The organism is Mesorhizobium sp. M0998, assembly GCF_040318885.1.
Classification (GTDB): Bacteria; Pseudomonadota; Alphaproteobacteria; order Rhizobiales; family Rhizobiaceae; genus Mesorhizobium.
In genome coordinates this window covers 161,525-174,150 of the sequence record NZ_JAMYND010000004.1, presented here as the reverse complement: position 1 = coordinate 174,150, position 12,626 = coordinate 161,525, and the positions used below count along the sequence as shown (strand labels likewise).

General features: G+C 63.8%; 10 protein-coding genes. 4 read left to right on the top strand and 6 right to left on the bottom strand.

All coding sequences use genetic code 11. The features are described from left to right. Positions 1 to 13: 13 nt before the first annotated feature. The gene (locus NKH59_RS05640; RefSeq protein WP_023674681.1) at positions 14 to 346 is read right to left on the bottom strand and encodes a lipid-A-disaccharide synthase N-terminal domain-containing protein; all 333 of its coding nucleotides are present in this window, start codon (positions 344 to 346) and stop codon (positions 14 to 16) included. Then, the gene (locus NKH59_RS05635; RefSeq protein ID WP_352970435.1) at positions 339 to 1,067 is read right to left on the bottom strand and encodes a glycosyltransferase family 2 protein; all 729 of its coding nucleotides are present in this window, start codon (positions 1,065 to 1,067) and stop codon (positions 339 to 341) included. Before NKH59_RS05635 ends, NKH59_RS05640 begins: the two co-directional genes overlap by 8 nt. Before the next feature lie 387 nt (positions 1,068 to 1,454). Here NKH59_RS05635 and tyrS point away from each other — a divergent pair, with 387 nt between their 5' ends. Beyond that, positions 1,455 to 2,708 carry a tyrosine--tRNA ligase gene (gene tyrS / locus NKH59_RS05630; protein ID WP_352918679.1) on the top strand — a complete coding sequence of 418 codons (1,254 nt, stop codon included), beginning with the start codon at positions 1,455 to 1,457 and terminating at the stop codon, positions 2,706 to 2,708. Positions 2,709 to 3,271: 563 nt separating this feature from the next. On the opposite strand, the gene NKH59_RS05625 is transcribed toward tyrS, so the two are convergent. Then, positions 3,272 to 4,366 carry an alkene reductase gene (locus NKH59_RS05625; RefSeq protein WP_353021238.1) on the bottom strand — a complete coding sequence of 365 codons (1,095 nt, stop codon included), beginning with the start codon at positions 4,364 to 4,366 and terminating at the stop codon, positions 3,272 to 3,274. Positions 4,367 to 4,424: 58 nt separating this feature from the next. Beyond that, the gene (locus NKH59_RS05620) at positions 4,425 to 5,213 is read right to left on the bottom strand and encodes an SDR family NAD(P)-dependent oxidoreductase (RefSeq protein WP_353021236.1); all 789 of its coding nucleotides are present in this window, start codon (positions 5,211 to 5,213) and stop codon (positions 4,425 to 4,427) included. A 110-nt stretch (positions 5,214 to 5,323) separates the two neighbouring features. On the opposite strand from NKH59_RS05620, the gene NKH59_RS05615 reads away from it, so the two are divergent. Next, positions 5,324 to 5,887 carry a TetR/AcrR family transcriptional regulator gene (locus NKH59_RS05615; protein WP_023674676.1) on the top strand — a complete coding sequence of 188 codons (564 nt, stop codon included), beginning with the start codon at positions 5,324 to 5,326 and terminating at the stop codon, positions 5,885 to 5,887. A gap of 428 nt (positions 5,888 to 6,315) precedes the next feature. Here the strand turns inward: NKH59_RS05615 and NKH59_RS05610 are convergent, their stop codons facing one another. After that, positions 6,316 to 9,693, bottom strand: a complete 3,378-nt coding sequence (locus NKH59_RS05610; RefSeq protein ID WP_353021234.1) for a hypothetical protein — start codon at positions 9,691 to 9,693, stop codon at positions 6,316 to 6,318. A 96-nt stretch (positions 9,694 to 9,789) separates the two neighbouring features. On the opposite strand from NKH59_RS05610, the gene NKH59_RS05605 reads away from it, so the two are divergent. Both NKH59_RS05605 and NKH59_RS05600 read left to right on the top strand, forming a co-directional pair. Then, positions 9,790 to 10,257 (top strand): peroxiredoxin, encoded by a 468-nt coding sequence (locus NKH59_RS05605; protein WP_352471944.1) that lies wholly within the window; start codon positions 9,790 to 9,792, stop codon positions 10,255 to 10,257. 137 nt (positions 10,258 to 10,394) lie between these two features. Continuing rightward, positions 10,395 to 11,687 carry a M23 family metallopeptidase gene (locus NKH59_RS05600; protein ID WP_353021232.1) on the top strand — a complete coding sequence of 431 codons (1,293 nt, stop codon included), beginning with the start codon at positions 10,395 to 10,397 and terminating at the stop codon, positions 11,685 to 11,687. Positions 11,688 to 11,762: 75 nt separating this feature from the next. Here NKH59_RS05600 and NKH59_RS05595 read toward each other — a convergent pair whose 3' ends face one another. Next, positions 11,763 to 12,554, bottom strand: coding sequence for an alpha/beta fold hydrolase (locus NKH59_RS05595; RefSeq protein WP_352769703.1), 792 nt, complete (start codon positions 12,552 to 12,554; stop codon positions 11,763 to 11,765). Between the last annotated feature and the right edge of the window lie 72 nt (positions 12,555 to 12,626).

Here is a 12,626-nt window from a genome sequence, read left to right as displayed (position 1 = left end):
CGCGGTGGCGGGCTCAATCGACCTTGGTCATCGCCGCCTTGCGCTCGTTGGCGATCAGCCAGAGATTGCGGATGTAGATCAACAGGCCCATGGCCTGGCCGGCGATGAACACCGGATCCTGACGCTGGATGGCGTAGATCAGCAGCAGGCCGCCGCCGAACAGCGAAAAGAACCAGAAGGCGATCGGCACGACGCTGCGCTTGGCCTTTTCCGACGCCACCCACTGCACCAGAAAGCGCATGGTGAAGAAGAACTGGGCGACGAAGCCGAGCAGAACCCAGGCATCGAATTGCTTGACGAAAACATCGTGAAGCCAGGTCGCCAATTCCTGAAGCACGTTACCCATGCCTGATTTCCTCTACTTTGGGCATTCTGCGGCGCCTGCGGCGCAGCCACCAGACGCCGGCAAGATCGAGCACGCCCTGCAGGCCGCGATCGAAGATGCCGTAATTCGATTTGCCGTGACGGCGGGGGCGGTCGACGACATCGCAATGGACGACGCGGTAGCCCTCCTGGATGACCAGCGCCGGAACAAAGCGGTGGGTGCCGTCGAAGAACGGCAATTTCCGCAAAATGTCGGTGTAGATCGCCTTGAGGCCGCAGCCGGTATCCCGCGTCTCGTCGTGCAGGATGGCTTTTCTCAGCCCGTTGGCGAAACGCGACGCCAGTTGCTTGATCTTGCTGTCGCGGCGCTTCAGACGCTGTCCCTGCGCGGCCCCGACTTCGGGACCAGCCTGCCGCAGCGCGTCGATCAACACCGGGATGTAGCCGGGGTCGTTCTGGCCGTCGCCATCGATCGTGGCGACGATATCGCCGCGCGCCGCCCAGGCGCCTGAGCGCACCGAGAGCGACTGGCCGGCGGATTTTTCATGCCTGAGATGGCGCAGCGGAAACCGGCGAAGCGCTGCCTCTGCGGCAAGCACCGAAGGTGTATCGTCTGTCGAGCCGTCGTCGACGACAATGACCTCGAAGTCCCGCCCGGCCATGGCAGTGCCGATCTCGTCGAGCAGAAGCGGCAGGTTCGCCGCCTCGTTCCGGCAAGGAATGACGATGGATATCTCCGGCATCTCGACTCTGTCACAGGATATGGCATTCGATCGATGCCGCGCGGTCCAGTGGAAGAGCCCCGCTGGCGCGGCGCCTCATTACGCCAGCCGAAACAATGACGCAAGCAGGCCGCACGCTTGGGGTTCTCCCTTCTCCCCTTGTGGGAGAAGGTGGCCGCGCGAAGCGCGGTCGGATGAGGGGTGTTCCAGCTTGGCAAGGACGGCACTCCGTCCAGCACCCCTCAACGTCTTGGCGCTGCGCGCCAATCCACCTTCTCCCACAAGGGGAGAAGGCAAGAGGGGTGTCGCAAAACCGGATTCCACTTTTGCTGATCGCGCTTGAGTGCTAAACGCCCGCCTTCATGCATAGCCGAGCCGCGTTCGGCCGGAAGCTTTTCGGGAAAGAAAATGTCCGCCTTCAAATCCGATTTCCTGCGCACGATGAGCGAGCGCGGTTTCATCCACCAGACCTCGGACGATGCCGGCCTCGACCAGCTTTTCGCCATGGAAACGGTGAGCGCCTATATCGGCTTCGATGCTACCGCCAGGAGCCTGCATGCCGGGTCGCTGATCCAGATCATGATGCTTTACTGGCTGCAGCAGACCGGCCACCGGCCGATCGCGCTGATGGGCGGCGGCACCTCGATGATCGGCGATCCGTCGTTCAAGGACGAGGCGCGCAAGCTTTTGACGCCGCAGGACATTGAGGACAATCTCGCCGGCATCCGCCGCAACTTCACGCCCTACCTCAAATTTGGCGGCGGCCCCAACGACGCCGTCATGATCAACAATGCCGACTGGCTGATGGACATCAACTACGTCAATTTCCTGCGCGATGTCGGCCGGCATTTTTCGGTTAACCGCATGCTGGCCTTCGATTCGGTCAAGCTCCGGCTGGATCGCGAGCAGTCGCTGTCGTTCCTCGAATTCAACTACATGATCCTGCAGGCCTACGACTTCGTCGAGCTCTACAAGCGCCTCGGCTGCCGGTTGCAGATGGGCGGCTCCGACCAGTGGGGCAACATTGTCAACGGCATCGATCTCGGCCATCGCATGGAAGGCGCGCAGCTTTATGCGCTGACGACGCCGCTGCTCACCACCTCCTCCGGCGCCAAGATGGGCAAGTCGGCCTCGGGCGCGGTCTGGCTCGATGCGGAGATGCTGAGCCCGTACGAGTTCTGGCAATACTGGCGCAACACCGAGGATGCCGATGTCGGCCGTTTCCTGAAGCTCTACACGACCCTGCCACTCGCCGAGGTCGGACGCCTCGAACGGCTCGGCGGCTCGGAGATCAACGAAGCCAAGAAGATCCTCGCCACCGAAATCACCGCCATGCTGCATGGCCGCGAGGCGGCGGAGGAGGCCAGCGAAACGGCGCGTAAGACGTTCGAAGAAGGGGCGCTCGCCGAAACACTGCCAACCGTCGAGGTGGGCAGGACCGATCTTGAAGCCGGCGTCGGCATATTGTCGCTGTTCGTCACCGCCGGGCTGGCCGGGTCCAACGGCGAGGCACGGCGGCATATCCAGGGCGGCGCCGTGCGCCTCAACGACCAGCTCGTGGCCGACGATCGCAGGATGGTGACGCTGCAGGACCTTGGCCCGGAAAACGTCGCGAAACTGTCGCTCGGCAAGAAGAAACACGTTCTGGTGCGGCCGGTCTGACCAGGGCCCGGTACTTCCTGTTAGATCTTTTCCGAAACCGGTTTCATCTTGCGGCGCTTACCTTCGGTTCGGAATCACCGCCGAGGCTAATCAGCTAGCTCCCGAGAATGGCCGAGGTGCCATTCGTCTCATCGATCGGATCGAGCAGGTAGCGCAAATAGCGGACGTTCTGCGGCGCTTCGATGAACGTCTTGTTCGGGGCACGGAAGCGGACTTGCGGCTTGGAGGCTTGGAGGCTTGGAGGCTTGGAGGCTTGGAGGCTTGGAATGTGAGAAGCGGACGTTCAGGCGCCCCCATGCATCGACGCGATCTGACCCATTCACGACAGTCGAAATCACGGTGAACGGGTCCGCTTGCGCCGGTAAAGCGAACGTACGACGTGCTACGAATCTCGCCTGGCTGGTCCTGGGCGGACCAGAGGAGCTAACGTCTATGCTATAGCCCTCCATGGCCCTCCTGAATCCCTGGGTTTGGACACCAGTTCGAGCGGAACGCCAGAGAGATGCCCTGAGGCGCTGCTGTCACGTGGGATGGCTGCCTCGCAGGCGCCGCCCTCCGATAGCTCATGGGCGGCTTGAGGCGGCGATCGCGGGATAGTCGGTATAGCCAGCGGAGCCGCCGCCATAGAGCGTCGCCGAGTTGAACTCCGTCAGCGGCGTGCGCGTCTTCAGCCGTTCCACAAGGTCGGGATTGGCGATGAACGGGCGCCCGAAGGCGAAGAGGTCCGCCTTGCCCTCGGCGAGCCGCGACGCCGCGAGGTCGAGGTCATAGCCGTTATTGGCGATATAGGTATTGTTGAAGCGCCGGCGGAGCGATCCGAAGTCGAACGGCGCGACATCGCGCGATCCGCCAGTGGCGCCCTCGACGACATGGATATAGACGATGCCCAAAGCATCGAGTTGATCGACGATATAGTCGAACTGCGCCTGGGGGGCGCTGCTCGAGACGCCGTTGGCGGGCGAGACGGGCGAAATCCGGATGCCGGTGCGCTCTGCGCCGATCTCCTCGACCACCGCAGTCGCAACCTTCAGCATCAGCCGGGCGCGGTTCTCGACCGATCCGCCATAAGCATCCGTGCGGACATTGGCACCGTCCTTGGCGAACTGGTCCAGCAGATAGCCGTTGGCGCCATGAATCTCGACGCCATCGAAGCCGGCCTCAATGGCGTTCGCGGCTGCTTGCCGGAAATCGTTGACGATCCCCGCAAGCTCGTCGTGCGCCAGCGCGCGGGGCTCCGAAACCTCGACAAAGCCGTTGTTCACGAACGTCTTGGTCGCGGCCCGGATTGCCGAGGGCGCGACGGGCGCGGCGCCGTTCTCCTGCAGATCGACGTGCGAGACGCGGCCGACGTGCCAGAGCTGCAGGAAAATCCGCGCGTCCTTGGCGTGCACCGCGGTCGTGACCTTTCGCCAGCCGTCGATCTGAGCCTGAGAATAGATGCCGGGCGTGTCCTGGTAACCTTGTCCCTGCCGCGAGATCTGCGTGGCCTCGGAGATCAGCAGGCCGGCAGAGGCCCGCTGGCCGTAGTACTCGGCGGCAAGATCGCCCGGAACGAAGCCCGGGCCAGCGCGATTGCGCGTGAGGGGCGCCATGACGATACGATTGGAGAGCGTCAGCGAGCCGAGAGAATAAGGCTCAAAAAGTGCTTTGTTGGTCATAGGCCACCTTGTTTGTCCCCGCCGCGACGAGGTCGTTATCAAATGGTTTCGTTGGTGCTCAGGCGACCTTGCGGTACCGCTCGGCGGGATGTTCGTTCCGATAATTCGGAAGCATGGCCTGGCGCGCGACCTGAAGCGCATCCCACTGCCCGGCATCGGGAAGCGGCGGGATGGTCACCGGTTCGCGGCGGTCGAAGCCGACCAGCGCCGCATCAACCAGATCGTCCACCTCCATCACGTTGGAGAGCGTGTTGATGTCGGCGCCGACGTGGTCCCAGATCTCCGTACGCGTCGTGGCGGGCAGCACGGCCTGGACGTAGACACCCTTCGGCGCGAGCTCGAGGCTGAGCCCCTGCGACAGAAACAGCACGAAGGCTTTGGTTGCGCCGTAAACCGTCATCCCGAACTCCGGCGCCAGCCCGACCACGGAGCCGATGTTGACGATCGACCCTTCGCCAGCTTTCGCAAGACGCGGGGCGATGGCGCTGGCAAGTCGCAGAAGCGCGGTCGTGTTGAGCGCAACGAGCCGGGCGACGTCATTGGTACTCTGCTCGATGAAGCTTCCGCCGATGGCTGTTCCGGCATTGTTGACGAGAATCCCGATGCGGACGTCATCGCGCAGCCTCGTCTCTACCGTTGCAAGCTCGGCAGGCTGCGTGAGATCAGCCTGGATGATGTCGATCGCAACGCCAGTTTCCTGACGGAGCCGGGCTCCCAGTGCCTCCATTCGTGCCACGTCACGGGCAACCAGCACGAGGTCGTGTCCGCGGCGGGCGAACCGTTCGGCATAGGAAGCTCCGATGCCCGTGGAGGCGCCGGTGATGAGGACTGATGGAATGGTGGTCATGGCATTGCTCTTTTCTCTGATGGAACCTATATTCATGACGATCATCATGATTGCGGCTAAATATGATGGGCATCATGTAAATGTCAACGGGGCCGACGGAGAATTTTGAAATGAAGGTCAGTCGAGAGCAGATGGCGGAGAACCGTCACCGGATATTGGATGCGGCCAGCCGGCTGTTTCGCGAGAAGGGGTTCGACGCGGTCAGCGTGGCGGAAGTGATGAAGGCCGCCGGGCTCACCCATGGCGGCTTCTATGGCCATTTCAGTTCGAAGGACGACCTGATCGCGCAGACCCTTGCCCACGTCCTCGCCGCGGACTCAGGCGGAGGGGGCGATCTTCGCGCTTATGTAGGTTCCTATCTTTCGCCCCGGCATCGCGACAACTGCGCCGGCGGTTGCCCGACGGCGGGCCTTGCCGCAGCCATCCGCCATCAGACCCCGGCTGCACGCTCGGCCATGACGGAAGGCCTACGATCGCAGATCGACCGTATCGGCAAGGCGCTCCCGGAGTTGGATCCGGCAGACAGACGCCGCGCGGCGATCGGAAGCTGGGCAGCGATGGTGGGGGCAGTAATCCTCGCCCGGGCGATCGACGATCCCGCGCTGTCGGATGAAGTGCTTGAGCAGACGCGCGCCTGGGTCGATGCCGGGATCAGCCAAGTGTCTGCCAGCTAGGTGGTCTGCGGCAGGAGTGCTCTTGTCGAGAGCAATGCGGCTATCGGCGTTGGTTGGGTGGCTATCTTGCAGAATATCGCACGGCAGCGTGCAATCAGCGGGATCCGCGGACCAAGAGGGTTTCGAACTTCCCTGTTGAGGCAACCATGCTGTCGCCCAATTTCCGCTAAACTGGCGAATGAAGCCGTTCAACGGCAGAACATCGAATGACCGCTCCTGGCGCAACTACGCCCTCAAGCGCGATCGCCGGTGATGTCCGCTGTAAGGCGGTGGCACAACTAACTTTAACGGCCGACATTAGGCGCAAAGCGGCCATTTAGGCCCGGGCGGACGTCAGTCGCCTTTGGATCATGGGCGTGAATTCGCGGGGCGGACGAGCGGCCGCTTAAGATCAAAACTCGGTCGCTCGAGGTAATTGGGTTTTGACCTCACCTATACTCGAAGATCGACCGGAAAATCCCGGGCGCTATCACCGATAGCGGATTGACCTCCAGGTTCGGCTTGTTGGCGTTGCCCCTCAGCCTGTAGGTGACGCCGATCAGGCCGCGGTCGCGGCCGTTGCCGAGCAGTGCGCCGATCAGCGGCAGTTCGCCGAAGATGCGGTTTACGCCGTAGGCCGGCATGAACGTGCCGGTCATGTCCATATTGTTGTTCTGGTCGTAGAGCGTGCCCTGGAAGGTGGTGCCGATGCGCGAGCCGCGCAGCACGCCGTTGCGCAGCTTGAGATAGCCGCTGCCCTTATCGATCTCGCTGAAACCGCGCTCGAACTTCACCCTCGACGTGTCGAGATTGCCTTTGACCGCCTCGTTGAGGCTGCGGTTGTCGCCGGCCGGCGTCGTCGACACGATCGAGGCGAGCTTCGGCTCGTTGACGACAAAGAAGTTCTTGGCGTCGACCTGGCCTTTCATCGGACCGTCGCCGGCCCCGGTGAGCGCCAGCGTGATCGAGCCGCCTTCCATATGCTCGTAGATGTTGAGGAAGCGCAGTATGGCGCCGGCGTCGGCCGACTTCATGTTGAGCGTGCGCAGGCCGCCGCCGGTCGTGTTGCTGATGGTGATGGCGGCTCCCGAACTTGCCGTGGCGCTCACCTTGAGCCCGTTCACCCGGGACCCTGCGGCGCTGTAGTCGAGTTTCAGATTCGACAGCACCTCGTCGTGGAAGCCGGTCAGGGAGCTGACGTCGGCGCTGACCGAGATCGCATCGACGCCGGTGGTCTTGGTGGCGGTATCGACATCGGACGTGAATTGCTTGATCAGCGAGCGTGCGTCCAGCGCGCTGCCGCTGACCTCGACCGCATAGGCTTTGCCCGACCGCTTCACCGAGACGGCGACGTCGTCGCCCCTGTTCAACGTGACCTTGCTGAACCGGGCCGAGGACAAGGCGCCGTTGACCAGCACCGCGCTGCCGTCGATGGAGAAGGTCTTGCCGTCGAGTTCGAAATTGGACAGCGTCGTGGTGTCGCCGGTCTTCGCCATGGCGAAGACCACCTTGGCGGGAATGCCGGGGCCCTTGCTCCAGCCGGCCCAGGGAATGTCCAGCCTGGCATTGGTCAGGTCGGCCGACACGTTCTGGTTGCCGGTGCCACTCTTGTCGATCGCCACCTTGATGGTTCCGGAAAGCAGCGTCGACAGGCCAGGCATGGCGGTGGCGCGCGTCTTGTCGTCGAGCACCAGCTCCACTTTACGACTGCGCGGCGGGCCGCCATCCCTGAGCGGCTCGATCAGGTCGAGCTCGGCCGGAATGCCGTTGAGCAGCGCCTTGGCCGAGATCACCGCCCGGTCGGGCGCGACCGTGATCGAGCCGTCGGCATGGCTGACCGTCTGGCCCTCGAACGGCTTGCCCAGCGACAGGTCCTTGTAGTCGAGCGCCACCAGCCAATCGAGTTTGGAAGAGTCGACACCGGACTGCAGCGGAATATCGGCCTTGACGTGGCCGGTCACCGTGCCGGACAGGTCGTCCGGCAGCAGGCCGACATGGCGCATGGCGTTGATCGGGTCAAACGATGCCAGCTCGGCGATTGCCGGCGACTCGCCGGCGACATCGATGTCGAGCGCGCCGATCACCGGCGGATGGTTCGCCGCCTTGACGGTGAGCGTGCCGTTGCTCGCCGCCACCGTGCGGCCGCTCGGCATATAGACGCTGCCCGACGACAGCGCGACGTCGACGTCATTGCCGTGGAAGCCGACGACGCCGACGGCATCGCGGATCGGCGGAATGCGGCCGGCCGTGTCGAAGCGCGATCCTTCGACCTGGAATCGGCCGAACACTTCATCGGCCGAAAGCGGCACGCCGTTGCCGAGCCGTCCGGGCACGACCTGGAACTGCAGGCTGCCATCGACGACGCGGCCGCCGAACAGGTTCTTGAGCACCCACAGCCTGGCATTGCGCGCCGAAAACCAGGGCCATAATTGCTTGACGTGCGAGACCGGCATGTCGTGGACATTGAGCGCCACCGATATGCCCGGCGCCTGGTTGGCGACGAATGAAACCGAAGCCGTGCCCAGCACTTCGCTGCCCGGTCCGGACCGGACGCCGATCTGCTCGGCGACCAGCTTTTGGCTCGTCGGCTGGTAGACGCCGGCAATACGGGCAATGAAGCTGAGCGCCGGCTCCGGCGAATCCGAAGGCGCCAGGGTCGAACCGTCGCTGGTCAGGTCGTAACGATAGGATGGCTCCTCGCCCGCTGCGCCGGTAGCCGGCTTCGGCCCGATCGAACCGGCGAAATCGAAGGTCGAGCGGCCGGTTTTCACCAGCAAACTGTCGACCTGGATTTTGTTCGACCCGGCGACGAGTGTTGCATCGAGATCGATGTCGGCCGGAAGCAGGCCGCGCGAACCGAGATCGAGCACCGATCCGGTCAGTGACAGGGCGGCGGTCAGCCGCGAACCGTTGTCGCCGGTCCCTTCCGACCCCGCCAGCTTCAAGGCGATCGCGCCCAATTTGCCGCCTGCTGCCGCAGCTTCGGCATCCGCCGCCTGGATGCTGGCGTCCAGCGTGGTGATGCGTCGCGTCGCCGGATCGCGGGTGGCGGAAGCGGCGATGGTAAGCGCCCTGCCGTCGACATCCGCATCGGATGAAAACTCCATGCTTCCCGGTCCCGTCTGCGACACGGAGGCGTCGGCGATGGTGACCGACTTGACCGATCCGGTCTCGGGCAGTTCCAGCTCGACGTTGCGCAGATCGATCTGGCGCATCGAATCCTCGCGCACCGCATCGAGCGCGCGGTTGACGTTGGCGAAGACGGCGGCGGAAAGTTTTTCCGGATCGATGAGGCCATCCTGGTTGCGCAGCCCGGCCGTCCAGTCGCCGCCGGACGGCATCGCCGCCATGACGATGTGCGCGTCGGAAATCCGGGCGCTGGTCAGCCGTACCTCGCCCGAAAGCAACGGGATCAGCCGGATGCCGAAGCGGACCCGGCCGGCATCGGCCATCGGTTTGCCGTCGGCGGTCTTGAGGCTGACGTCGCTGACCTGCAGCGCAATGAAGCTCGACCCGTCAAGCGTCAGCCGTGCCGGCCCGACGGCAACGTCGACATCGAAGCCGGCCAATTTCTCGATTGCCGTTTCGGCTTCCGCGCGAAGCCGCTCCGAGCCGAAGCCGGACACGCCGATCGCATAGACGCCGGCGGCAGCCAGCAGCACAAGGGCGACAAGACCGGCAAACAGCCGCGCCATCATACGGACCCCGCGACCGATCGACGCCTGGCCGAGCGGCGGGACGCGGCACGCGGACGGAAAGGTTCCCAGGTCGGTGATCTCGTCACGCCTGAACCTGATCTTCTCGTGCTGCGGTAGCTCCTGATCCACGCAATCTTCCGTTGAAACGAATTCGATCGTGGACGAATCCCCGCTCGACATTATATCGATGCAGCCTGGCGCGTAACCTCAAACAAGGGCATCGGTATGGCTGGCCTCGACGTGGGCGATGTTGCGCCGCAGTTCGATCTTCCGCGCGACGGCGGCGGTTCACTCAGCCTCGCCGCATTGCTGGGAAAACCCATCGTACTCTATTTCTACCCACAGGACGACACCACAAGCTGCACCAACGAGGCGATCGGCTTTTCGCAGTTGAAGCCGGAGTTCGAAAAGGCCGGCGCTGTCGTCATCGGGCTCTCGCCGGACAGCGTCAAGAAACATGACAAATTCAAGGCGAAATACGATCTGAGCGTCAACCTTGTCGCCGACGAAGAGCGCAAAGTGATCGAGGCTTACCATTTGTGGGTGGAAAAGAAGCTCTACGGCCGCACCTATATGGGCGTCGAGCGGGCGACGTTCCTGATCGGCCGGGACGGACGCATCGCCAGGATCTGGCGCAACGTCCGCGTCAAGGGGCACGCCGAAGAGGTGCTGGAGGCGGTTCACGCCCTTTGAGAGCTGCGCCAGGTCGCTGCAATTCGATACCCGTTTTGCGCGAAGACCTTTGCCTGTCGTTCGATCGGCAAAACTTTGTTAACCCTAATAATGTGTAATCAGGCTTGTCGTTGGTGTCGTAACGAAAGCTTGGTCCCGTGAACGTAGCCAGTCAGTCAGCGGTCTTCGGCAGACGCAGAGAGCCCCACACGGTCATCATCGCCCGGGGCGACCAGATAAGGCATTTCACCATACGCCCGTGGCTGGCTGCATTTTGCGGCTCGGCGCTGGCGGCGGTCGTCATCGGCTACCTGCTGGCGACCTCCTATCTGGTGCTGCGCGACGATCTGATCGGCGCCACGACGGCGCGGCAGGCGCGCATGCAGCAGGCCTACGAAGACCGTATCTCGGCACTGCGCAGCCAGGTCGACCGCATCACCAGCCGCCAGCTACTCGATCAGCAGCTGATGGAAACCAAGGTCAGCGAGCTGCTGGAACGGCAGAGCCAGCTCAGCCTGCGTCACGGCCGTCTCGGCCCGATCCTCGAACGAGCCGAAAACGAGGTCGCAACGCCGCCCGTGCCGGCGGCAAAGCCGGACGAACATGCCGACGCGGCCGGCAGCATCCAGCCGACGGCCTATTCCGTCGCCAGCCTTGCCGCCCCCCTTGCCGCTCCTGTGGGCGTTGACGACACCAGGCCGTTCTCGCTGTGGTCGACCCGCGCCGATCCGCTGCCGAGCGAAAGTGCGGCCGACCGGGCAGACAAGCTCTTCGTTTCGATCAACAACTCGCTGAAGGCCATCGAGAGCCAGCAGCTCACCCGCATCGCCACACTTGCCGACAATGCCTACAAAAGCGCCGACGCGATCTCGCAGGCGCTCGAGGCCGCCGGCCTGCCCGTTGATAGCGAATTCGAAAAGAGCGACGTTGGTGGCCCGCTGATACCACTCGACAGCTCGTTGGTCTTCGACAGCAAGGTCAAGGAGTTGGACGAGGCTCTTGACGCGCTGGATCATCTTAAAAAGGAAGCGCGCCGGCTGCCGCTCGCCAACCCCGCCCCCGGCCGCAGCGTCACCAGCCCGTTCGGCGTGCGCACCGACCCCATCCTCGGCACGGCCGCCTTGCATTCCGGCATGGATTTCAGGGCGCCGGTCGGTGTGCCGGCCAAGGTCACGGCAGGCGGCGTCGTCGTCAAGGCCGGCTGGAACGGCGGCTACGGCCGCATGATCGAGGTCGACCACGGCAACGGTTTTGTAACGCGTTACGGGCATCTCAGCGAAATCGACGTCGCCGTCGGCCAGAAGCTCGATGCCGGAGACGTCATCGGCAAGACCGGCAACAGCGGCCGCTCGACCGGCCCGCACCTGCACTACGAGGTCCGCCACAATGGCGAGGCGATCGATCCGCTGCGGTTCCTGACCGTCGGCAAGAAGGTCGAGCGGTATCTGTAGAGCCGGCGATTCATTCGGCGTGAAGCCTGTCGCGCGGCCAACCGCCCGCTAGGCAATATCAGAGATAGATCGCTTTCAGCCCTCAGCAGCAGCCATGAACGCGCCGAGCCGCCGGTTGAACGGCTCACCGGTCTGCTGAACGCTGTGCCCCGCGCCGGCGATCACGGCACGATCGGCACCAAGCACGTTTTCGAGCACGTCGCAGACGGCGTCGAATGCTGCGCTGTGCCCGCCGGATACCACCAGTTTCGGGAACGGCGCATCGGCAAGTTGCCGAAGCGGAATTTCGGCCTCCCATGGCCCGCGTTCGACGACGAGCATGGCCGCGCCTTGCGCGAGCGGGGGCGGCAGCGGGTCTGGCAATTGTATCGCCGAGCCGACCAGATGGAGAAACTGGCGCAAGAAAAGCGCGGGATCGTCGCGCGGTCCGCTTTGCCAGTGGGTCTTCAGGCGCGTCACGAGTTCATTGACGGCAACATCCTCGCGCGCAAGGTCAAAGGCCGGCGGCTCGATCACCGTGAGCGAACGGATTGCTCGCGGGCGCATCGCTGCTGCAAGAAGAGAGATGACGCCGCCATAGGAATGCCCGACCAGATGGACGCGGTTTTCGTCCCAGAGGTCATGCGTCCGATCGAGGAATCCGGCAACCAGTCCGGCGTCGACGGCGAAATCCTCGCGTTCGGCAGGGGAACTTGATCCGAATCCGGGCCGGTCGACCACAACCAGCTTCCAGCGCTCCGCAAGCGGTAGCTGGGCGGACCATGTCATCATGCCGTTCGTGACGCTGCCGTGGACGAACAGCACCGGCGGCCCGTCGCCCCGCACCTCATAGCCGAGATCAATCCCGTCGAGGGTCAGCTTCGGCATCGCATCTCCTCCCGCCGACCGGCGAGAGGAAGTATGCTCCCTGCAACGGAAAGGCGCAACGAACTCCGATCC

Excerpts from the sequence above, each read along its gene's own strand:
- NKH59_RS05635 (WP_352970435.1), bottom strand. The coding sequence starts at position 1,067 with ATGCCGGAGATATCCATCGTCATTCCTTGCCGGAACGAGGCGGCGAAC.
- NKH59_RS05615 (WP_023674676.1), top strand. The coding sequence starts at position 5,324 with ATGAAGGTCAGTCGAGAGCAGATGGCGGAGAACCGTCACCGGATATTG.
- NKH59_RS05620 (WP_353021236.1), bottom strand. The coding sequence starts at position 5,213 with ATGACCACCATTCCATCAGTCCTCATCACCGGCGCCTCCACGGGCATC.
- tyrS (WP_352918679.1), top strand. The coding sequence starts at position 1,455 with ATGTCCGCCTTCAAATCCGATTTCCTGCGCACGATGAGCGAGCGCGGT.
- NKH59_RS05605 (WP_352471944.1), top strand. The coding sequence starts at position 9,790 with ATGGCTGGCCTCGACGTGGGCGATGTTGCGCCGCAGTTCGATCTTCCG.
- NKH59_RS05595 (WP_352769703.1), bottom strand. The coding sequence starts at position 12,554 with ATGCCGAAGCTGACCCTCGACGGGATTGATCTCGGCTATGAGGTGCGG.
- NKH59_RS05625 (WP_353021238.1), bottom strand. The coding sequence starts at position 4,366 with ATGACCAACAAAGCACTTTTTGAGCCTTATTCTCTCGGCTCGCTGACG.
- NKH59_RS05640 (WP_023674681.1), bottom strand. The coding sequence starts at position 346 with ATGGGTAACGTGCTTCAGGAATTGGCGACCTGGCTTCACGATGTTTTC.